The sequence below is a fragment of the Empedobacter sp. UBA7248 genome, assembly GCF_002472945.1.
Lineage (GTDB): Bacteria > Bacteroidota > Bacteroidia > Flavobacteriales > Weeksellaceae > Empedobacter > Empedobacter falsenii_C.
The window spans coordinates 365,960-389,425 of sequence record NZ_DKSU01000008.1 but is presented as its reverse complement, the minus strand read 5'-3'; the positions used below and the strand labels follow the sequence as shown (position 1 = coordinate 389,425).

Sequence of the window (23,466 nt, the reverse complement as noted above, 5' to 3'; positions counted from 1 at the left end):
TTGAGATTTATTAATGCAATAGTACGAATAATTATAAAAACTCAAAAAGTTTTTTTACATTTGTATTCGAAATTTAAGAAATGATTCAAAGAAAGCAAAGTATATATTTATTCTTAAGTGGAATAATTTCGAGTATATTCGCCATGAATTTTGATAAGCTGTTTGATATTCCATTAAATTGGTTACAAAATCCGGAGAAAGGAGATTACATTTTTTCGTTAGCCTTTTTCTCATCAGCTTTAATTTCATTTTTAACCATTATGTTTTTCAAAAAACGTAAGTTACAAATTAGCTTAGGATGGTTAAACATTATTTTGAATGTTTTATTAATTGGTTCTTTTGTATATTGTCTATTAACATTACCTGGAGAAGGAAATTCTGAGAAAGGTATTTGGGCATTAGTTCCTTTAGCTTCGATTGTGCTTCTGTCAATTGCCAATCGTTTGATTAAGAAGGATGATGATCTTGTAAAATCAGTAGACCGTTTCAGATAGACCAAAAACTTTTTATATTATGAGTGTCTAAAAGCAGTTTCAAGCAATTGAAACTGCTTTTTTCGTTTTATTAAATTTATACTTAAAATCACCACATAGATATATAGCTTTTTTAGTTCATAAATAATATTAGATGTACAAATCGTTTTTATAGAAGATAAAGAACGATTAATTTCTAAACTAACTTATCTATTTCTATGTATCTATGTGTTTAAAAAAAGTTTAGACAACATCAATAAAAATCTTCTTTTGATAAAATCTTTATAATTACGCTGAGTTTATCTAATTATCATTCCAAAAATTATTCGAATGTTAAATGAAAATTAATTTTATACTGATGTTTTAAAAATTTTGACTAAAACAAAGGGGTGTTGAGTTTATTTGTGATTAAATTTTAATTTAACCCCTAAAAAATTAGGGGGTGTTTTTGTTTTGTGTTTAATTTTTATTTATTTTTGCATCATAAAACAACACAAAGTAATTTTCTTATGACATCATTTCGTTTTGAAGCATTAAAAGCCGCAAGCAATCGCAAGCCGGTAGCTGTTCCTGAATTAGGGAAAAAATCAGAAATTTTTGGAATTAATGTTTTCAATGACAAAGCAATGCGTCAACATTTAACTTCAGAAGCGTATAAAGCCGTTCGTTCTGCAATGGATTATGGTACAAAAATCGACCGTAAAATGGCAGATTTTGTTGCTTTAGGTATGAAAGAATGGGCGATGAGCAAAGGTGTAACACACTATACGCACTGGTTTCAGCCATTAACAGGAACAACAGCAGAAAAACATGATGCATTTTTCGAAACTTCATTTGATGGAGCAGATCCTGTAGAAAAATTCAGTGGCTCATTATTAGTTCAACAAGAGCCAGATGCGTCTTCTTTTCCAAATGGAGGAATTCGTAATACATTTGAAGCACGCGGGTATACCGCTTGGGATCCAACTTCACCAGCTTTTATTTTCGGAACAACATTATGTATTCCGACAGTATTTGTTTCTTACACAGGAGAAGCTTTAGATAACAAAGCACCTTTGTTAAGAGCACTTTTATCAATTGATGAAGCAGCTACAGAAGTGGCTAAGTTTTTCGATAAAAATGTGAAAAAAGTAACGCCGACTTTAGGTTGGGAACAAGAATATTTTCTGATTGATGATGCTTTAGCGGCTTCTCGTCCAGATATTTTACAAACTGGTAGAACGTTGTTAGGACATGTTTCGGCAAAAGGTCAACAATTAGAAGATCATTATTTTGGTTCGATTCCTACGCGTGTTTTAAATTATATGCGCGATTTGGAGAATGAATGTATGTTGTTGGGAATTCCTGTAAAAACTCGTCACAACGAAGTAGCACCTAATCAATTTGAGTTAGCGCCAATTTTCGAGGAAACGAATTTAGCAGTTGACCACAACTCATTGTTAATGGATGTGATGCAAAAAGTTGGTGAGCGTCATCATTTTAAAGTATTATTCCACGAAAAACCATTCAAAGGAGTTAACGGATCTGGAAAACACAATAACTGGTCGTTGGCAACAGATACTGGAGTAAATTTATTAGCACCAGGAAAAACGCCAAACAGCAATTTACAGTTTTTAACGTTCTTTATTAATACCATCAAAGCAGTTTCAATTTATGAGGAATTGTTACGTGCTTCTATCGCTTCTGCTTCTAATGATCACCGTTTAGGTGCGAATGAAGCGCCACCAGCAATTATTTCGATCTTTATTGGTCAACAATTGACAAAAGTATTGGAAGAGTTAGAAGGTGTTTCGACGGGGAAATTATCTCCTGAAGAAAAAACTGATTTAAAATTAAACGTTGTAGGTAAAATTCCAGATGTTTTATTAGATAATACAGATAGAAACAGAACTTCTCCATTTGCTTTTACAGGAAATAAATTCGAGTTCCGCGCTGTTGGATCGACTGCAAACTGTGCAAATGCTATGACAACGTTGAATGCAATTGTAGCAAAACAATTGATCGATTTCAAAAAAGAAGTTGATGCGTTGATTGAAACAGGTTTGAAAAAAGATGAAGCAATTTTCAATGTTTTACGTGAATATATTAAAGAAACAAAGAATATATTATTCGAAGGTGACGGATACAGCAAAGAATGGGAAGAAGAAGCGGCTCGTAGAGGATTGTCAAATCACAAAACAACTCCATCTGCTTTAAAAGCAAAAGTTTCTCAAAAATCATTGGATTTATTCTCGGAACTTAATGTAATGAACAACACAGAAGTTGAAGCACGTTACGAAATCGAATTAGAGGATTATATCAAGAAAATTCAGATTGAAGGTCGTGTTTTAGGTGATATTGTGAGAAATCATATTATTCCGACAGCTTTCAAATATCAAAATATATTGATCAAAAACATTAAAGGATTCAAAGATATTTTTGGGGATGATTATGAAGAATATGCAGGCGAGCAGTTAATCATTTTGAAGAAAATTTCGATGCATGTAAACGAATTAAATGCAAAATTGCACTTAATGATGGATGCACGTAAAGAAGCAAATGTGGTTGAATCTTTAGAAGAAAGAGCACATGCTTATTGTGATAAAGTAAAACCATATTATGATGAAATTCGTTACCATGCTGATAAGTTAGAATTAATGGTCGACAACGAATTCTGGGTTTTAACAAAATACAGAGAATTATTATTTACGAGATAATATTTTTAACAATAAAACACAAAACCGATGAGAAATCATCGGTTTTTTTTATTCAAATTTTCTGAATCCCTTGAGTTATTGTATCTTTGCAATCCAATAAAAGTATATGGCAGATTTAGGTCTATTAGATAAATTAAGAGCAATCAAACAACGTTTCGATGAGGTGGCAGATTTAATCATCCAACCAGATATCGTAACAGATCAAACTCGTTATGCGAAATTAAACAAAGAATATTCTGATTTGAAAGACTTTGTTGAAATGCAAAAACAATACGAAAACTTAATCAATGTAATTGAGGAAGCAGACGAAATTATTCAAGATGGTTCTGATGCAGAAATGGTTGAGTTAGCTAAAATAGAAAAAGACGAAGCAATCAATGCGATTCCGCCTTTAGAGGAAGAAATCAAAATGATGTTGATTCCAAAAGATCCAGAAGATGAGAAAAACATCATTGTCGAGTTACGTTCTGGTACAGGAGGAGATGAGGCAGCGATTTTCGTAGAAGATATTTACCGCATGTATTCAATGTATTTCAAAGAAAAAGGATGGAAACACGAAGTCTTAAATACTTCTGAAGCATCTGGAAAAGGATACAAAGAGTTGGTGATGCAAGTAGAAGGAAATGCAGTGTACGGAACAATGAAATACGAATCGGGTGTTCACCGTGTACAACGTGTTCCTGAAACAGAATCACAAGGTCGTGTGCATACATCGGCGATTACGGTTGCGGTTTTACCAGAAGCAGAGGAGGTTGATGTAGTGATTAATCCAGCAGATTTGGAGTATCAAACAGCACGTTCGTCTGGTGCGGGAGGGCAAAATGTAAATAAAGTTGAAACGAAAGTTCAATTAACGCACAAACCTTCTGGAATTGTAATTGTTTGTCAAGAAGCGCGTTCTCAGCATAAGAACCGTGAAAAAGCGTTACAATTATTACGTACGAAATTGTATGAAATAGAGTTCGAGAAAAAACATTCAGAACGTTCTGCTCAACGTAAATCATTAGTTTCGACTGGTGACCGTTCGGCTAAAATTCGTACATACAACTATCCGCAAGGACGTGTAACAGATCATCGTATCAATAAATCAATTTATAATTTGGATAACTTTATGAATGGGGATATTCAAGAAATGATTGATGCATTGAAAATGGCAGAAAATGCAGAAAAATTAAAAGGTTCGGAAGAAGATTTCTAAAATCAATTCTAAATCTTAGATCATACAAAACACTTCAAGAAATTGAGGTGTTTTTTTATATATTTAGAGTATTAAGAATAAAACAAATGATGAAAACAAGAGTTAAAATTTGTTGTATTAGTAGCAAAGAAGAAGCACAACAAGCAATAAAATATGGAGCGAATGGATTAGGTTTAGTAGGTAATATGCCAAGTGGACCTGGAGTAATTGGTGATGATTTAATCAAAGATATTACTAAAACTATTCCGCCAACATTAGCGTCGTTTTTACTAACAAGTGAAACAACTGCCGAAGCGATTATTCAACATTATAAAAAAGTTTATACGAATACAATTCAGTTGGTAGATGAGCTGAAAAACGAAGAATATCAAATTTTGAGAAACGAATTACCTTGGGTAAAGTTAGTACAAGTGATTCATGTGATTGATGAAAATTCGGTAAAGGAAGCGGTAGAGAAATCACAGTTTGTAGATGCTATTTTGTTGGATAGTGGCAATCCGAATTTGCAAGTAAAAGAATTGGGCGGAACAGGACGCACACACAATTGGGCGATTAGCAAAAAAATTAGAGAAGAAATTAACATTCCTCTATTTTTGGCTGGAGGTCTTAATCCTGATAATGTACGAGAAGCGATTAACGCTGTTCAACCTTTTGGTGTTGATATTTGCAGTGGTGTACGAACTGACGGAAAATTAGACGAAAAGAAATTAGAAGCTTTTTTTAGAGCAGTTAATAGTTAGAAAAACCTCCTTGTCAAAGTTTTGAATCTTGACAAGGATTGTTTAGTTTATTGAATCTCGTTGTTTTAGTTGATGTTATAAGAAGTCATTTTATAATTCAGGAGAATATTTTTGCAACATTTGTTTTACAAAATTTTCTAACTCGTTTATATGTTCGATACCCTCGGTCGAGTCTTTGAATACATCCCAACATAAATTAAAAGCCTCATCTTTAGAACTTCCAATTCCTAATTCATTCATTTTATCAAATAGGCAATGATTATCAGAATTATTAATGTGGTATTCTAATGTTCCATTAGGATTTACCTCTTGGTATTTTTCTGCTAAAAAAAGTTCAGGACTTTTGTCTGAGTAGAGATAAAATAAACTTTCTTCTGATGAAAATCTAGTTTTCATATCTCCATCCAGAATACAAGCGAAACCAGTTTTTATTTTTTTATACTGATATGTTTCTTTATGTACAGTGAAGTAGTTATATGTTTTATCTGCAGATCCTGATATTATAATATTTATTAGATCTGAAAGATTGGTTAGGTTACTATTAGTTTGCAAACTTGAAAGAATTTTTTTAATTATTTTTTCAGCAATATCATCCTCACAATATAAGTCAATTAGTGGATAAGAAACAGAGTCCATCTTAGATAATGCGGCATTAACACTAATATTTTGAATGCTTTTAAAGTTATTTGAGTAGTCTTTTTCTATGAAAATTCTTGAAATATCTGGAAGGCTTGAAAGAATTGTTTGCGAATGCGAGGATAAAATGAATTGCTTATTATCATTCCAAGAAATATTATATAAAACTTCAATCAATCTTCTTTGAACTTTTGGATGTAAGCCAATTTCTATCTCATCTATCAAAATTAAAGAGTTTTTATTAGCTTCAACAACATCAATAATAATTTTAGTTAATACTTCTTCACCTGTTGCTGCATTGTAACTCGAATATTGATTGGAATTTTTGTATTTAAATATATCTTTATCTTGATAAGTAGCAAGTTTATTTAATTCAAAAGATTCTTCTAAAATATAAGACAAATATTCTTCTATTATTTCAGAATTATTTAAAGAAATAGTATGCTCATTAACAGACTTAGTTTTGTTAAAGATTACTTTGCTAAAATTTCTAGCAGGTAATATACGATCTAAGTCTATGAATACAACATCTCGAAATTTAAATTGACTTTCTTTTTTTCCAATTCCATTCCATTTTTTTGTTGTATGTTTTCTTTGTCCTCTCTTAGTTTCAATTTTATTTCCTGTTTTATATGTTATGTAATAAGTCCAATCTTCTGACTGTATATCCTTATTCGTTATCTGCATCAAAGAACTCCAAGTATGTCTGTCAAGATTTCCATTTTGAGGATTTCTTTTAATGAAATTAAAATGACTACAAGCAATCGCCATTAATATAGTTGATTTACCAGACCTATTTGTACCAGAGATAACAGAAATTGGATGATTAAAATTAACTGTTAAAGAGGGTATATGTCTAAAAGGTTCTAATTTAATGGATTTAAGAAATTTCGGAAAATTATTTTCAACTGTCAAGTCTAAATTGTCAATACTATTTTTATCTCTATTTGGGTTAATCTTTTTTCTAGGCATTATATTATTTCTATAAATGGTTTATAATTGCCGCTAACATTATTTATTGCGAAACAAAACATCGCTTAGTTTTGTAAAAAAAATGTCAGCATTTTTTTTAAATTTTTCACAAATATAAACATTAACAATAATAGTTAAAGTTTCATTTTTTGTAATGTTTGCAAGAAGATTTTATTATAAACAAGTCTGTTTATAATGTTCGCCAAGAAGATTTAATTACAAACATATCTGTTTGTAATGTTCGTCAAGAAGATTTTATAACAAACAAGTCTGTTTGTAATGTTTGCTAAGAAGATTTGATTACAAACAAGTCTGTTTGTAATGTTTACCAAGAAGATTTGATTACAAACAAGTCTGTTTGTAATGTTTACCAAGAAGATTTAATTTCAAACAAGTCTGTTTGTAATGTTTTCTCATTATTAATTTTAAGATTTATTGATTATATTTATAAAACATTAACAATAAATGAATTATAAATACTTAATCTACCTATTATGAAAGTAAATTTATCAAAATTATCTACAAAAAATCTGGCAACATTAGCGCAACGCATTATTAATTCTTCTCAAAGTGGAAATTATACCATTGTAGAGAATCACCCTTTGTTGTCATCGCTTATTGCGAGTTATGAGAACTACGATACGGTATACACAAAGTTGACCTACAGTGGAAAAGGGAAAGAGGTGGCGACAGCTGATAAAGAGCGAGATGTTGCATTTAGTAACATGAAGGCTTTCCTGAATGGTTACCGTAAATTAACTTCTGTTGCAAACTATCAAGATGCGGAAGCTTTGTACAAAGTTTTCCAAACGTTTGGATTGGATTTGGACCGATTGAGCTATTCTGCCGAAACAGCACAATTGAAGAAGCTTATCGAAGAATTAGAAAAGCCTGAAAACACACAACGTCTCACAAATTTAGCGCTTGCAACGGCTTTTACTGAACTGAAAACAAAGCATACAGATTTCGAGGTATTATTTGCGCAACAAGCAGAGGCAAACGGAGATTTGCGCCAAATTGCTAGTGCTTCATCTACTCGAAAAGAATTGGAACAAGTGCTGCGATCTTACCTCAATCTAATTACAGCAATGAAAGATGTATCTGATTGGACAAAATTGTACCACGATTTGAACGAAATTGTGAAAGCAGCAAAGAATAGTTCGTTGCTTACTAATAAAGGGGAGAATCCAAATTAAGATATTTTAAACACCCCTATAATCCCCTCAAGAGGATAATATTCCCCTCTTAAGAGGGGTTAGGGGAGTGTAGAATTAAGGTTTTGATACAATTTTAATGCATTTCTAATAATCACTCGAACTGACGAAATTTTATTCAAAATTTAGATTATGTGAAACAAAAAAAATCCATCTCAAGAACTGAGATGGATTTTACATTTATAAAAAACCTGAAATACTAAAAATAATTATTCTGATTAATGTCCTGCACTGATTACTTTACCTGCTCCTTTTTTGATAAAGAACAAAATAAACGGAATACAGATTAGGAAAACTACACCCAAATACAAGAAAACATCCATGTACGTTAATACAGTTGCTTGTTTAGTAACTTGTAAATCGAGTAGGTTGTAGGCTTTGTTTAATGCTTCATTTGGGGCAAAACCTTTGCTCACGAAGCTCATTTGTAAATTCTGAATATGTTTTTGTACATCAAAATCGGATGTATCAAGATGCGAAACTAAATTTGTTCGGTGTCCAACTGTCCAACGAGAAATAAATGTTGTAATAATCGCAATACCAAAAGATCCTCCTAACTGACGCATCATTCCTGTAAAGGCAGCTCCTTCACCAATTTGTTGCCCTTTCAAGCTCGAAAGTGAAAGTGTGGTAACAGGTACAAATAATAATCCCAATCCAACTCCACGTACAATTAATGGCCAGAAGAAATGCTCAGAACCTGTGTCTGGTGTTAAGATTTTGTATGACCAAAAACTGTAACAGAAAAAGATAAAGAATCCTCCTGCAACCATATATTTTGGTGGTACACCTTTTTGTAACATTGTTGCGATGATTGGCATCATGAAAGCAGTCATCAACGATGAAGGAATTAATAATAAACCTGCATCAGTCGCTGTCCATCCTAAGATTGATTGTGTATAAATTGGAATAACGAATGTCGATCCATATAATCCAAATCCTAAGATGAAGGATAAAATAGTACCAACTGCCAAGTTACTATCTTTCAGTACACGTAAATTTACAATCGGATGTTTGAAAACTAATTCTCGCCAAACAAATAAAATGAATCCGAAGAAACTTGCAATACTCAAGGTTACAATTGTCGAATCTGAGAACCAGTCGTCTTGTTGTCCGTGCTCTAACACATATTGTAACGATCCCACTGCAATGGCTAACAAAATAATTCCCAAGAAATCGACTTGGCTTAGTTTTGATTTTTCTGCATATTTTGGACTGCGAACAAATGATATCGTTAACAATACTGCAATAATCCCGATCGGAATATTGATGTAAAATATATATGGCCAAGACCAATTATCAATAATATAACCTCCCAAAGGCGGACCAAGCGTAGGACCAACGATAACTCCCATTCCGTAGATAGCTTGCGCTAAACCACGTTTTTCGGGCGGATAACTTTCGGTAATGATGGTTTGCGAAGTTACCAATAGCGCTCCACCACCAAGTCCTTGTATAAATCGGAACAAGATAATTTCCCACAATGTTGTTGCATTTCCACAAAGAAATGAGGCAACTGTGAAAATGATAATCGAAGCCGCAAAATAATTGCGTCGTCCAAATTGTTGCGACAACCAGCTGGTCATCGGCACTACAATTACGTTGGCAATTGCGTAAGCGGTAACCACCCACGCAATATCAGTTAAAGAGACACCCAAACTACCTTTCATGTCGTTCATTGCAACGTTAACAATTGTTGTATCAACAATCTCTAGCAATGCACACATGATGGCGGTAATGGTGATGATTACACGTCTTGCACCATATTCAACTAAATTATTTTCTTCCATAATTTTTCTGAATAGGTGTTATTACTTTGCAGAAGTATTCGATTTTAAAAGAATATCAGCTTCCACGTTCATACCAGGACGAATCATTTTCAACATTTCGTCTTTTTGATCGATAAATTCGATTTTAATAGGAAGACGTTGAACTGTTTTTACGAAGTTACCAGACGCATTATCTGGAGGTAATAACGCAAATTTAGCACCTGTAGCAGGAGATAAAGACGTTACTTTCGCTTTGAATTCGTGGTTTGGATATGCATCTACTTTGATGATGGCTTCTTGTCCAACTCTAATTTTTTCTAATTGAGTTTCTTTGTAATTCGCCACAACCCAAATATTATTTGTAGTTACAATATTAAACAAAGATTGACCAGCTTGAACCAATTGTCCTGGTTGTAAATTAATTTTAGAAACTTGTCCATCTTCAGCCGCAATTACATACGTATAAGACAAATATAATTTTGCATTATCGATGTTTGTTTTGCTTTGACCAATTGCTGCTTCTGCAACTTTAATTTGTGCTTTAGAAGCATCAGCTTGCGCTTTCGAAGTGTTTACTTGTTTTGCTGTAGCTTGTGCTTGTTTTGCTGTAGAAGCTAATTGAGCACGAGAAACACCTAATTGTTCTTGTACAATTCGTAATTGTTTTTCGGCTGTTTCTTTTGCTGCTAAAGCTTGTTCGTATTGTTGTTTTGTGATCGATTGATTTTGGTATAATTTATTGTAACGATCAAAATCATTTTTCGTTCTCCAAACTTGTACTTTTGCTGCTTCTACATTTGCCTGAGCTGTATTAACACTTGCTTGAGCTGTTTCGATTGTAGTATTTGCTGCAACTGCACCAGCTTCTGTTACTCCGATTGCTGCACCAGCTTGAGAAACGCCTGCGTGAGCAACACCTAATTGACCTTCTGCTTGTAATAAAGCATCTTGAGATTGTTGTAATTTCAAGGCAAATTCAGATCCGTCCAAAACAACTAATGTATCACCTTTGTGAACCATTTGGTTATCTTCTACTAAGATCTTCTGAATGTATCCTGAAACTTTAGGGATAACAGGTGTTATTTTTGATTCAATTTGCGCATCATCAGTAATTTCGTGCGCTTGTCCGTGTAAATATTTGTAAACTCCATATCCACCTCCAAGGATGATTAATGCTCCTAAAACGATGATAAATTTTGAATTTATTTTTTTCTTTTCTTGATTATTTTCTTCCATATCGAGAGGTGTTATTGTACGTTTTCTAATAAAATTCCTGTAGTATAGTAATATTCGTAGATCGCTAATTGTTCGTCAGCATCTCCCACAACTTGATTGATTTTTGCTTGTAATTGTTGTACATCCGCTTCTAATAAATCGTCTGTATCAGCCAATCCGTTGTCATTTTTATCTTTTACAATTCTGTAGTTTTCGTTCGCTTGTTCTACAGCTTCTTTGTAAACATTATTTTTCTTTTTTGCTAAATCATACTTTTGAAAAGCTTCGTTCATTTCAACTTTTGCTTTATCAATTGTCGTTTCTTTTTGCATCTCATTTTCTAATTTCTGAGCTTTTGCAATTTCAACTTCCGCTTTATTTTTATACAAAGAAGACAAATCATATTTCAATCCAACACCAATATTTGTCGCATTTGTAACCGAAGCAACTTTGTCAATGTCCATTGCAATATATCCAGCAGAAACCGCTAATTGAGGGTAATAAGCTGCTTTTGCAATTTTGATTTGACTATCAGCGATTTGATTTTTTACATCATATGATTTAACATCTGTACGATTGACGTAATCTTGAGAATTTTGATTGATAGTTTTCAAAGTTTCCACATTATCAACATGAACGATTTTAGTTTCGTCTTGTCCAGTCAATAAATTCAATCTGTAATTAATGTTTTTGTATTGTGTTTCGGCTTCATCAATTGCAACTTGCACATTCGATGCTTGCAATTTAGCTCTCAACAAATCATTTCTTGCGATGATTCCGTTATCCAAAAAGTTCTGAAAATCTTTTACACGTTGATTTGCTCTCACCAAGTTTTCATTCAAAACATCGATAGAACGTTGCGTTTTGTACAATCCAAAATATAAATTAATGGCTTGCCAAACTACATTTTCTTTTGTTGCTTCGATTTGTAAGTTTGATAAATCAACCATCAATTCACTGCTTTTGATTGCATTTTTAATTTTAAATCCAGCAAAAACAGGAACAGAAGCACTTGCTTGTCCTAATAATAATTGATTTGGTTCAACTCCCATTCCTCCACCAGAAGATTGCATCGGAAGTTTGATGTCTACATTTGTTGTCGTAAACAAATGCATGTATTGTCCACTCAACGAAATGTCTGGTAAACGATTGTTTTTAGCGCTTTGTACTTTATACTCACTTGTATTTTTGGCAGCTTCGGCAACTTTCACAGATTTGTTGTTCTGCAAACTTTGTTGAATAACTTCCTGCAAAGAAACATTGGTTTCCTGCGCATGAGCGAAAGTAGCAACAACTAAACAAATCGGTAAGAAAATTTTATTTTTCATCGTATAGTAAAATTGCTTTTAAAGAATCTATTAAATAAGGGTAATATTCTTCATGAATATGTTCTGTAAACTCTTCATGAGAAGATAATCCCCATTGTTTCATATATGTTTTTTCGTTCAAAATCAAATAAGATGTTCCGCCAATAACTACCATTACAACAGCTTCGGCAGGAGCTTTTCGTTTAAAAACGCCTTCAGAATATCCTTCACTAATAATATTTGTGATATATTCTAAATTCATTGTTTTCAGCTCATTGACTTTGTTGTCAATCTCAAGAATAGAATCTCTTTTCGAATATTCTCTTGCCATAATTCGATGAAATTCAGGTTTATCCAAAATTCTATTCAAATAAGCTTTTAGGATTGACTGTAACTTTTCAAATGGAGAAAGTGTTGAATTTTGAGAAATCGAAGCCAGTGATTCATTGAAAGTTGAGATACGCCAACTAAATAAATTCTCGACCAATTTATCTTTCGATCCAAAATAATAGCTAATCATCGCAATGTTAATGTTTGCTTCTTTTGCAATTTCACGAACACTTGCAGCGTCAATTCCACGTCTTCCAAAAACTCGTTCAGCCGCGCCCAAAATTTCTATTTGCTTTTCACTTAATTCCATCTTATAAAAATTGAACGCGCAAAGTTAAACAAACGTTTAATTAATTTTAAAAAAATAAGTATTTATTTTAATAATTTTTTATAATTCATTGATTAACTTTTGTCTATGAAAGAAATTTTTCTACATCATATTTGGAAATTGAATCAATTTTCACATCAAAGCTTACAAACTTTTCATGGAGATTTCATTGAAATAGTGAAAGTTGGAAAGTTAAATCATCATGCTGGACCAGATTTTTTGGAAGCTGAAATCATTATTGGTGACAAATTGTGGATTGGAAGTGTGGAAATGCATGTCAATTCTTCGGATTGGAATTTGCATCAACATTCGAATGATTTATCGTATCAAAATGTGATTTTACATGTCGTTTGGAATCACGATTGCGAAGTTGATATTTTGCGTCAACGTAATGTACAAACTTTGATTTTACAAGATTTTGTAAAACCGGAAATTGTTTTTAATTATCAAAATATCATCAATTCTAAATTGGATAAAATTTATTGCGAAGAGTTTTTAAATTCAATTGATTTGAAACAATTTTCTTTTTGGTTTGAACGAATTTTAATTGAACGTTTCGAAGAGAAAACTAATGATATTGTACAAATTTTAGAACACAATAGTTCGAATTGGGAAGAAACATTGTTCAGAAGTTTGGCTAAGAATTTTGGTTTGAAAGTGAATGTAGAAAGTTTTGAGATTTGGTCAAATTCTTTTCCGTTCAAAGTTTTGCAAAAAATACAATTTGATGCTCAAAAAGTTGAAGCCTTATTTTTTGGACAAGCTGGATTTTTAGAAGAAAATTATGAAAATGATTATTTTAAACAATTAAAAAACGAATATCAATTCCTGAAAAATAAATATCAATTACAATCAATTGAAAATAGTTTATTTCGATTTTCGAAAATGCGACCAATTGGTTTTCCAACGATTCGTTTGGCGCAATTAGCATCGATTTATGTGAATTATCAAAGTTTGTTTTCGGAAATTATTCAGCCCCAAAATTTGAAAGGATTTTATAAAATCTTCGAGAAGTTGGAATTAAATTCTTTTTGGGAAACGCATTATACATTCAAAAATGAATCGAAATTTCAGCTTAAAAATCTTTCAAAAGATAAAATAAATAATTTGCTCATCAACTCTATTATTCCTATTCGTTATGCATTCGAGCGACAAAAAGATGAGGTAGAAATTGATTTTTATTTGGATTTATTAAATGAAATGGAAGCGGAAAATAACTCGATTTTAGATGAATTTGAACGAATTGGTTTTGAAAATAAATCGGCAAAAGATTCGCAACAATTAATTCAGCTCAAAAAAAGATATTGCTCCGAAAAAAAATGTTTAAATTGCGCTATCGGACAACAAATTTTACGTTAAATGAAAGATCAAATAAGGAATTTTACAGAAACAGAATGGTTTAATGTTATCTCTCGTTTTGCAGATAAATTAGGAATTCGTGTTGCAAAATTACGCTTGATTTTCATTTATTTAACCTTCGCAACTTTCGGTTTAACATTTGTTGGTTATTTTATTATGTTATTCTTTTTTTGGGTAAAAGATTGTTTTGTCATCAAGCGAAAATCTGTTTTTGATTTGTAAAAAAATATTTACAAATACTTAAAACCTATTATTTATTTTAGACTTCTTAACTTGTTAAATATTTGATGGTTATATTGTTTTTCGATATGGTGAGTGTATGATAAGGATTTTATTTTCATTTCTTTTTCAACCAAGATGAAATATTTAAAAAAATCTACTTTTTACCTGAATAAATCACAACGATTTGGCTTGTATTTATTATTTGTTTTGATTCTGTTATTTGAGATTTTTCAACATATTTCAGTTGAAAAAGAAACGTATCAATTATCAGAAGCAGATAAAATTTTGCTAGCAAATTATCAAACAACTCCGAAGAATTATACATATAATTCTACTTCAAAAAAGCAATTAAAAGATTCAATTAAACCTTTTAATCCAAATGATTTGTCTTTAGAAGATTGGATGAATTTAGGATTTTCTGAACGTCAAGCCGAAGTTATTTTGAAATATAAAGGAATTGTTGGTGGAGAATTTACATCGAAAGAACAGCTTAAGAAATGTTATGTCATCGATGAAGGAAAGTATAATGAATTGGCTCCTTTTGTTCTTTTACCAGAAAACCCTAAATCTAGTTTTATAGATTATTCATCGCCAAAAACTAAAATCGTTTATAAAAATTTCAATCCAAATGATTTGCCACAACAAGGTTGGGAAAAACTTGGTTTTTCTCCAAAACAGGCAGAAGTTATCATGAAATATAAGCAGATTGTTGGAGGAAAGTTTACGTCGAAAGAGCAATTGAGGAAATGTTTTGTGATTGATGATGCGAAATATGCAGAGATGAAAACGTATATTTTGTTACCAGAAAAATCGAAGGAAGATGAAAGAAATGAGAAAAAACAAAGTGGTAAAAAGATTCAATATGTAAAATTTAATCCAAATAGTTATTCTGAAAATGATTGGCAAAAAATAGGTTTTTCGTCTAAACAAGCTGCTTCAATTTTGAAATATAAAAATATTTTGGGAGGTCAGTTTAAATCAAAAGAGCAATTGAAAAAATGTTACATGATTTCGGATGAAAAATATGCAGAAATGGAATCTTATATTGATTTGCCTGAAAATGTAGTTTATAAAGCTGAACAGCCAAAAGTTGAGCAACCAAAAACAGAGGAAAAAGTAGTTGAAAAAATAGAAATAAAAGGCAAGTTTAATCCAAATAATTTGAGTCATGAGGATTGGATGAAACTTGGTTTTACAGAGAAACAAGCAAATACGATTCTTAATTTTAAACGTTCGTTAGGTGGAAGTTTTAAAGATGCAAAAACATTGAAAAGATGTTATGCGATAAGTGAAGAAAAGTTTAGGGAAATTGAGCCTTATTTGGTTTTTGAGTGATTATTCATTCATAGGTTAGTTTTAAAAAATAAACGCGTTATAGGATTTCCTAAACGCGTTTATTGGTTTTTATAATTTCTGATTATTAGTAGTTAAATAATTCTTCTAAAGTCAATTCTTTTACTTGTCCAAGTTTTTCAACAGATGGCCAGTCTAAGTTTTCTTTCTTACCAATTAAACCAACATTGAAGTTTTGACCTTTGATATGTTTTTGGAAAAATTGATCCAATTGATCTAATGTTAATTTAGATGTTTGATCGTAAATATCTTTATTGATATCATAATTTAGACCTTTATCTTGTAACGATAACCAATAAAAGAACACATTTGCTTTTGTATAGCGACTTGTAGCGATTTGCTTAAGTGCAGCTTGCTTAGAATTATTAAATTGATTTTCTGCTTTTGGCATATTATTCATTAATTCTTTCATTGCGTCAACAGCTTGTGGTAATTTGTTTGCTTGTGTTCCAATTACAGCTCTTACATAATTGTAATTATCTTTTTTATTTGCGTTAATGTAATAAGAACCAGCAGAATAAGCTAAGGATTTAGACTCACGAATTTCTTGGAAAACGATAGATGATAAACCTCCACCAAAATACTCATTGAAAATTCCTGAAGATGTCAACAAAGTAGGATCATATTTAGTATCACGAGCAAAGAAATTAATTTCCGCTTGTACCATATCGTAAGGAGCAAAATATACTTTACCATCTGTTGCTGGTTGCGGATATTCTTTTTTCTTAGGATAATCTAAATTTTTTCCGAAATTATGATTTTGTTCAATTGCTTTTTTCGTTTCTGCTTCATTATTTCCGTAATAGAAAATTTGGTGCTTGTAATTAAAGAAATCTTTGATGATTTGCGTTAATTCTTTTGGATCTATAGCTTTCAAGTCTGCTTCAGAAATAATATCTCTCGAACGGTTATTTGGTCCGTATTGCGCATAAGTGTTCAACAAAGAAGAAATCACGTTTTTGTTCTTTTTAGAATTTTCTCTCGATTTCAAGATTGTTTTCACATATTCTTGGTAAGATTCATTATTTGCAACAGCATCACTTAAAAGATGTTCAAATAATTTGATTCCGCTTGTTAAGTTCTTTTGTAAGCCTGTGATATAAACAGAAGTTCTTTCTATACCAGGATTAACGCCATAATCAACACCAATTTTATAAAACTCTTTTTTCAAGTTCTCTGGCGAATATTTAGAGGTTCCTAAATAATTTAAATAATTAATTGCTAAACCAAGCTTTTTATTATTGTCCGATCCCATATCCGCGATATAGTAAACAGAGCTAATGTCGTTTGTCTTGTTTTGAATCGAAGTGAATTTTGCATTCTTGATTTTTCCTTCCTTCAATTCTTTTTTGAAGTCAACAAAAACAGGTTTAATCTCACTTGATTTGATTTTCATGAAATCCTTGTACCAAGTAGATTCAGCATCACGATTCAATTGAATTGGCGTAATTCCAGGATTTGAAACCCGTACCAAATCTTTGTTTTCACCTTGACGTTTGTAAACAATTACATAATTATTTGTATAATTTTTCTTTGCGAAGTCCATTAATTCTTGCTTCGTTACACGACCCATATCATCGTATTGATCGACAACTTCTGCCCAAGGAACATCATTGATATATGATTTGTACAAACTTGCTGCTAAAGAACGAGTGTTTTCCCAGCTTTTCATACGAGATTTTCTCAAATCATTTACAACTGCTTCTATCATCCAATCATCAAATTCTCCTTTTTTGATTTTCTCAATTTGAGCAATCAATAAATCACGTACTTCGTCTAAATTTTGCCCCTGTTTTGGAGATCCAGAAAAAGAATGCATACCATAATCTCTAAAGAAAGAAGAAGAACTTCCTGCTCCTAATGTTTTTTGCTGTTGATTGATATTTAAGTCGATTAATCCAGCTGTAGAATTACTTAAGATATAATCAATTAATGTTACATATTTTGCATCAGAACTTTTTGCTCCATCGAAACGATAAGCAAACTGTACTCGCTCTGATGAAGGACTAAATACTTCGCTTGTACTGATTGTTTTAATCGGATCTTCTTTTGCTACATATTGTGCTGGAGCTGGTTTTGTAGCATAATTTCCAAAATATTTATCAATCATTGGAACAGCCGTATCAAAATCGAAATCACCGATTAACATCACAGCCATATTGCTTGCTACATAATATTTATCGAAATAATTATGGATTGCAACCATTGATGGATTTTTCAAATGTTCTGAAGTTCCAATTGTAGTTTGTGTTCCGTAATGAGATTTCGGAAATAACGTTTGCATTAGTTTATAGTAAACCAAACGTCCATCATTGTCTTGAGAACGATTAAATTCTTCGTAAACGGCTTCTAATTCAGTATGAAAAAGGCGTAAAGTTAATTCTCCAAAACGCTCAGATTCTACTTTCAACCATTTTTCTAATTCGTTATTCGGAATATTGTTATGATAAATTGTTTCTTCTAAAGATGTATGTGCATTAGTTCCTGATGCTCCCAAAGATGAAATTAATTTATCATACTCATTTGCCACAGCATATTTGGATGCTTCTTGCGAAACTTGATCAATTTTTTTATAAATCTCAACTTTTTTTGCAGGATCTTTTTCTGCTTTATGTTGTTCGTATAAATCTGAAATTTGTTGAATCAAAGGTTTTTCAACAGCCCAATTTTGTGTTCCGATTTTTGAAGTTCCTTTAAAAACCATATGCTCTAAGTAGTGAGCCAAACCAGTATTGTCTTCTGGGTCGTTGTTAGAACCTGTTTTTACAGCTATATGAGTTTGGATTCTTGGTTCGTCTTTTATTTGGGCCAAATAGATTTTTAAACCATTTTTTAACGTATAAATTCTTGTATTCGAAGGATCATTTTCTACCATTTCGTAGGTATATCCTTTATTGTCAGTTTTTTTCACTGTTTTTAATTGTGCGTGAGTAAATACAGAACCAAAAATGATTCCGCAGATTAAAATAGATTTCCTCATGTATTTTTTTTAAGTTGCTTAAAAGTAGGATATTAAAATGAATAAGAGAAAACTATTTTCGATATAGAGTTATTTTGTTAATCTAAAACCAATCATTGTAAATATTAATCCAATGAGTACACTTGAAAAAATATAAATAATTGGTGTGATGTAATTTTGTTGTTGAATTAAGTTGAAATTTTCATACGAAAAACTAGAAAATGTGGTGAAACCTCCACAAAAACCTGTTATTAGTAAAAAATTGAAATAGGTATTTCCTAAACCATTTTTGATTGAATATCCATATAAAGCGCCAATCAAAAAACAACCAATAACATTTGTCAAAAACGTAGCAAATGGAAAAGGTTGTGAATAATATTTTCCGATTCCGTACGAAATAAAAAATCTTGCAACACTACCAAAAGCGCCACCTAAACCAACGAATAGTATAGATTTTAAGAGATTCATTATGCCATCCAACTATATAAAATTCCTATTTTTTTCCATTTATTATTTTCAAGTTTTAATAAAATTAAATCTCCACCACCGCTTAATCCATTTGGATTGTCAAGTTCGTAAATGATAGCATAATTTTTATTTTTTGAAATAAGTGGATTTGAATATCTGTATTTATTATTTTTTTTAGATTTAAAAGAAAATTTATGATTGATATTTTTTTTTATATTAATATTATTGAAATCAAATTCATTTTTTACAATTTGATAATTTATCAATTCATTATCGATTAAATCTTCTTCAAATGTTAGTTTATAGTATTCATCAATTAAAACTCTTAAAAAATCTTCATTTGAAATAATCTTATTTGAAACTTCAGATGAATTATTTTCAATAGAAATATAATCTTCTAAAACTTTTACTTGAGCAAAACTTATAGAAGAAATAAAAATTAATAGTATAGATTTTAAGAGATTCATCATTTCTAAAGATGCGAAGCTGAAACAAGTTCAGCTTGACATCTGTATTTTATTTTGAGTATTAAATATAAAACTATTTTTCGATAAAATTCTTCACAGCAATTGCAACTTTTGCTCCGTCCATTGCGGCAGAAATAATTCCACCAGCGTAACCAGCTCCTTCAGCGCAAGGAAATAAACCAGAAATTTGCGTGTGTTCTAACGTTTCTTCATTTCTCGGAATACGAACAGGTGAAGAAGTTCTAGATTCTGTTGCCACAATATTTGCATTTTCGGTATAGTAACCATTCATTTTTTTACCAAATGTTTGAAAACCTAATTTCAAAGATTGATGAACTTCTTTTGGTAAAACTTCGCTTAATAAACCTGAAGTTAAACCTGGTAAATAAGAGCAATCATTCAATGAATTAGATAATTTTCCTGAAACAAAATCGGTCATTCGTTGTGCAGGTGCTTTTAATTTACCTCCACCAACTTGCCATGCTTTTTGCTCGACCATTTGTTGAAATTTCATTCCAGCCAAAGGTCCAGTAAAACCATATTTAGCAAAATCTTTTTCATCAACTGTTACAACCATTCCCGAGTTTGCAAAAAATCCGTCACGTTTGGAAGGTGACCAACCATTTACCACCAATTCTCCTTCGTCTGTAGATGCGGGCGCAATAATTCCTCCAGGACACATACAAAAAGAGAAAACGCCGCGACCAGCTTCTTGCGAAACTAATGAATACGAGGCAGGAGGAAGAAATTCGTTTCGTTCCGTTCCAACTGGACAATGGTATTGAGCAGAATCAATCAAACTTTGGTGATGTTCTACACGAACACCCAATGCAAAAGGTTTTGCTTCAATTAAAACATTTTTTTCATCTAACATTCTAAAAATATCACGAGCCGAATGTCCCGTTGCTAAGATCAAAGAAGAAGTTTTAATTTTTTTATCATGATTGATTTCAATTCCTTTGATTTGATTATTCTCGATAATAATGTCCGTTAGTTTTGTGTCAAACCAAACTTCACCACCACATTCGATAATTGCTTCGCGCATGTTGGCGATAATTCCAGGTAATTTATTTGTTCCGATATGTGGATGCGCTTCTTGCAAAATACGTTCTGTCGCACCGAAATGTACAAACCATTGCAATGATTTCAGGATGTTTCCACGTTTTGTAGAACGCGTATATAATTTTCCGTCCGAATAAGTCCCAGCGCCACCTTCGCCATAACAATAGTTAGATTCAGGATTTACTTTTCCTTCTTTGTTCATCGCAGCTAAATCACGACGACGGTCACGAACATTTTTACCACGCTCGATGATAATTGGTTTCAAACCTTGTTCTATTAATTCTAACGCAGCAAATAGTCCAGCAGGACCAGCACCAGCAATATAAACTTCGTGTTTATTTTCTACATTTTGAAGATTTGGATGAAACTCGAAAGCATCAGAAAATTCTTCATTTACAAAAACATTGACTTGTAATTGGGAAATAATATTTCGGCTTCGCGCATCTAATGAGCGACGAATAATTTGGTAAGCATTGATATTCTCCGGTTTTGTTTTAACAGCAGATGCTAAACGTTGTTTCAAAATTTTCTCGTTTGCAGCTTCTGTAGGAGAAATTCGTATCGTTACATTTTGAGGCATAATTATTGACTAAAAAATAAAGTACAAAATTAGTTGAAAAAGCGCTTAGTTGAATAGCTTTATAACTGTTTTTATCAAAAAAATAAATAAAATCATCCGTCATAAATGAAAAAAACTTTATTACTAATAGGAAGTGCAACTTTGTTGACAGCGTGTGCGACAAATGCAAGTAAAGAACAAAAGATCAATTTAGATACAATCGAAAATGTAAAAACGATTAAACTAAATGAAGGTGATCAGGTAAAATTAGAAGTTACTGCTAATCCTTCTACTGGTTATGATTGGTTTACTTCTGAGCCAGAAGATTGTAGTGTGAAAATTGTTGATAAGTCAAATGTGAAAAATCAACAAGAAGGAGTGGTAGGCGCGCCGAGTAAAAATGTATATACTGTGAAAGCGGGAAGCAAAGGCGAATGTACAATTCAGTTTGATTACAAAAGAGGCTGGGAGGAAGCTGCGCCAGCTAATACAAAACAAATTACATTTATTGTGAAATAAAAAAAATCCACTCATTGAGTGGATTTTTTTAGTTTATTATCTTACAAATTAGATTCCTAATTTTTTCAACGTTTGTTTTTGAACACCGTTTTTATGAACTAAAATATTTGTTGTTTTGTACTGAACAAATGCTTTTGTTACATAAAGATATCCTTCGTAATCGTTAGTTAAACCCCAAGAGTTTTTCACGATGTAGTAATCTTTACCGTTTTGATCTTTCGCAATACCAACAATGTGCATTCCGTGATCATCAGTCGTTTGGTAATCATCAAAAGCAGCTTGACGCATATCTTCTGTAATCACTTTTTCTGGTTTTGGACCTTTGAACATATCTGCTTTTTGTTGCGCATTCATATCTGCAAAATCAACTTCTGGTACATACGCTACACCATTTTTCCAGCTAAATCCTTTTTCAGAAACGTCTGTTGCCCAAGCAACTGTAAATCCGTTTTTCAAAGCATAATCAATGTTATCAGTCATCTCTGTCATCGGAACATTGTAGAAAGATTCGTACGCCCAGTTATCAGGAATCGCTAATACAAACGGTTTGTAATAGTCGTGATCTTTGAAAGATGTAATCGCAACATAATCGTTTGGATTAATTCCTACCACTTGATCAGCAAATGTACGTGGTGTGTATTTTTTTCCGTTGTATGTGAATTCCTTTGGATATTCTCCTAAATAGCTATCCAAAACAGCTGTATAGGCTTTCTCCCAGTTTGGTGTTAATTTCCCATTTGGATTTGCAACAACCGCTTTCAAAACTCCTTCTTGAATTGCAGCCATTTCACCAAATTGATTTGTTTTTGTTCCGTAATTCAAACCTGTGTAAGTTTCAGTTGGAACTGCTCCGTATTTTTTGATTGTATTCAAAACATCATAGAAAGAACCTCCATCACCTAAAGTTGTTGCACCGTGCATGCGAACATATTGTTTTCCTTTCTCAACATATGTGTTTCTTGCATTGAAAATTGGAGACAATTGAATAGGTTGTTTTCCCATTCTTAACATTTCTGATTCGAAGAAAGAATTTCCTGAATATGACCAACAAGTTCCTGATGAACCTTGGTTTTCTACTGGAGTTTTAGCTAAATTGATAACATCAGTAAATTTGAAAGCTTCTTTACTATTTTCACTAACATTTTTGTTCAAAGAATTAACTAAATTGTCTTGTGCAGACGCCAATTGAGCTGAAGCTAAAAATAAAGCTGAAGCTAAAACTGGATAAAAAATTTTACGCATTTTTAAATTTATTTTGTGTGAGTATTTTATAAGTAGCTAATTTCACGAAAATGTTAACAATAAACCTATAAAAATTTAAAGTTTTTTTAATAAAACTTCTTAGTAATCATTTACTCAATACATTTGGTAAGCTAAAACAGACTTGTTTGTGATCAAACAAGTCCTCGGAAAAGGTAAAACATGTCTGTTTATAATAAACTTAGTCCTCGGGAAAGGTAAAACAACCTTGTTTATAATAAACTGAGTGCTCGGGAAAGATAAAACAGACGTATTTATAATCAAATTTTCTTGACTGACATTACAAACAGATATGATTGAGATAAACGTAGATTTACATTTATTACAAACGGATATGTTTTAGATTAATGTAGATTTACA

19 protein-coding genes are annotated in these 23,466 nt (G+C 31.8%); 9 read left to right on the top strand and 10 right to left on the bottom strand.

What is annotated here, in order from left to right; all coding sequences use genetic code 11:
• Positions 1–80 precede the first annotated feature (80 nt).
• The 4 genes from B4A23_RS08860 (at position 81) to B4A23_RS08845 (ending at position 5,107) form a co-directional block, all read left to right on the top strand.
• Complete coding sequence (locus tag B4A23_RS08860; protein ID WP_038332961.1) at positions 81–494, top strand: DUF4293 domain-containing protein; 414 nt, start codon at positions 81–83, stop codon at positions 492–494.
• Between the two features lie 488 nt (positions 495–982).
• Positions 983–3,169: a glutamine synthetase III gene (locus B4A23_RS08855; RefSeq protein ID WP_286500165.1), complete on the top strand. Its 2,187-nt coding sequence runs from the start codon at positions 983–985 to the stop codon at positions 3,167–3,169.
• A 106-nt stretch (positions 3,170–3,275) separates the two neighbouring features.
• Positions 3,276–4,367, top strand: a complete 1,092-nt coding sequence (prfA, locus tag B4A23_RS08850) for a peptide chain release factor 1 (RefSeq protein WP_115001678.1) — start codon at positions 3,276–3,278, stop codon at positions 4,365–4,367.
• Positions 4,368–4,456: 89 nt separating this feature from the next.
• Positions 4,457–5,107 carry a phosphoribosylanthranilate isomerase gene (locus B4A23_RS08845; RefSeq protein ID WP_291119112.1) on the top strand — a complete coding sequence of 217 codons (651 nt, stop codon included), beginning with the start codon at positions 4,457–4,459 and terminating at the stop codon, positions 5,105–5,107.
• 90 nt (positions 5,108–5,197) lie between these two features.
• Here B4A23_RS08845 and B4A23_RS08840 read toward each other — a convergent pair whose 3' ends face one another.
• On the bottom strand, positions 5,198–6,715 hold the full coding sequence (locus B4A23_RS08840; RefSeq protein WP_291119109.1) for an AAA family ATPase: 1,518 nt from the start codon (positions 6,713–6,715) through the stop codon (positions 5,198–5,200).
• A 494-nt stretch (positions 6,716–7,209) separates the two neighbouring features.
• Here B4A23_RS08840 and B4A23_RS08835 point away from each other — a divergent pair, with 494 nt between their 5' ends.
• A complete protein-coding gene (locus tag B4A23_RS08835) occupies positions 7,210–7,911 on the top strand; it encodes a DUF6261 family protein (protein WP_291119105.1) in 702 nt (233 codons plus the stop codon).
• Between the two features lie 236 nt (positions 7,912–8,147).
• Here B4A23_RS08835 and B4A23_RS08830 read toward each other — a convergent pair whose 3' ends face one another.
• Genes B4A23_RS08830 through B4A23_RS08815 form a run of 4 tightly spaced genes read right to left on the bottom strand, consistent with a single transcriptional unit; the run spans position 8,148 to position 12,860 of the window.
• Positions 8,148–9,719, bottom strand: coding sequence for a DHA2 family efflux MFS transporter permease subunit (locus B4A23_RS08830; protein ID WP_125349612.1), 1,572 nt, complete (start codon positions 9,717–9,719; stop codon positions 8,148–8,150).
• 21 nt (positions 9,720–9,740) lie between these two features.
• Positions 9,741–10,934 (bottom strand): HlyD family secretion protein, encoded by a 1,194-nt coding sequence (locus B4A23_RS08825; RefSeq protein ID WP_038332984.1) that lies wholly within the window; start codon positions 10,932–10,934, stop codon positions 9,741–9,743.
• Between the two features lie 11 nt (positions 10,935–10,945).
• Entirely contained in the window at positions 10,946–12,241 is a 1,296-nt protein-coding gene (locus B4A23_RS08820) for a TolC family protein (RefSeq protein ID WP_291119102.1), read from the bottom strand.
• Positions 12,231–12,860 (bottom strand): TetR/AcrR family transcriptional regulator, encoded by a 630-nt coding sequence (locus tag B4A23_RS08815; protein ID WP_180905117.1) that lies wholly within the window; start codon positions 12,858–12,860, stop codon positions 12,231–12,233. The genes B4A23_RS08820 and B4A23_RS08815 overlap by 11 nt, the downstream gene beginning before the upstream one ends.
• A gap of 105 nt (positions 12,861–12,965) precedes the next feature.
• Between B4A23_RS08815 and B4A23_RS08810 the strand changes: the two genes are divergently transcribed.
• The 3 genes from B4A23_RS08810 to B4A23_RS08800 all read left to right on the top strand — a co-directional run bounded on the left by B4A23_RS08810 (position 12,966) and on the right by B4A23_RS08800 (position 15,794).
• The gene (locus tag B4A23_RS08810) at positions 12,966–14,237 is read left to right on the top strand and encodes a DUF2851 family protein (protein ID WP_291119062.1); all 1,272 of its coding nucleotides are present in this window, start codon (positions 12,966–12,968) and stop codon (positions 14,235–14,237) included.
• A complete protein-coding gene (locus B4A23_RS08805; protein ID WP_038332996.1) occupies positions 14,238–14,459 on the top strand; it encodes a PspC family transcriptional regulator in 222 nt (73 codons plus the stop codon). It abuts the gene before it with no gap.
• A 135-nt stretch (positions 14,460–14,594) separates the two neighbouring features.
• Positions 14,595–15,794 (top strand): ComEA family DNA-binding protein, encoded by a 1,200-nt coding sequence (locus B4A23_RS08800; protein ID WP_291119059.1) that lies wholly within the window; start codon positions 14,595–14,597, stop codon positions 15,792–15,794.
• Between the two features lie 85 nt (positions 15,795–15,879).
• On the opposite strand, the gene B4A23_RS08795 is transcribed toward B4A23_RS08800, so the two are convergent.
• The 4 genes from B4A23_RS08795 to B4A23_RS08780 form a co-directional block, all read right to left on the bottom strand.
• A complete protein-coding gene (locus tag B4A23_RS08795) occupies positions 15,880–18,792 on the bottom strand; it encodes a M16 family metallopeptidase (protein WP_291119058.1) in 2,913 nt (970 codons plus the stop codon).
• 69 nt (positions 18,793–18,861) lie between these two features.
• A complete protein-coding gene (crcB, locus tag B4A23_RS08790) occupies positions 18,862–19,239 on the bottom strand; it encodes a fluoride efflux transporter CrcB (RefSeq protein WP_291119056.1) in 378 nt (125 codons plus the stop codon).
• Complete coding sequence (locus B4A23_RS08785) at positions 19,239–19,709, bottom strand: hypothetical protein (RefSeq protein WP_291119053.1); 471 nt, start codon at positions 19,707–19,709, stop codon at positions 19,239–19,241. The genes crcB and B4A23_RS08785 overlap by 1 nt, the downstream gene beginning before the upstream one ends.
• A 70-nt stretch (positions 19,710–19,779) precedes the next feature.
• Positions 19,780–21,348, bottom strand: coding sequence for an NAD(P)/FAD-dependent oxidoreductase (locus B4A23_RS08780; protein WP_180905111.1), 1,569 nt, complete (start codon positions 21,346–21,348; stop codon positions 19,780–19,782).
• A gap of 105 nt (positions 21,349–21,453) precedes the next feature.
• Between B4A23_RS08780 and B4A23_RS08775 the strand changes: the two genes are divergently transcribed.
• A complete protein-coding gene (locus B4A23_RS08775) occupies positions 21,454–21,846 on the top strand; it encodes a protease inhibitor I42 family protein (protein WP_291119050.1) in 393 nt (130 codons plus the stop codon).
• Between the two features lie 48 nt (positions 21,847–21,894).
• Here B4A23_RS08775 and B4A23_RS08770 read toward each other — a convergent pair whose 3' ends face one another.
• Positions 21,895–23,088 carry an aminopeptidase C gene (locus B4A23_RS08770; RefSeq protein ID WP_286511370.1) on the bottom strand — a complete coding sequence of 398 codons (1,194 nt, stop codon included), beginning with the start codon at positions 23,086–23,088 and terminating at the stop codon, positions 21,895–21,897.
• Positions 23,089–23,466: the final 378 nt, after the last annotated feature.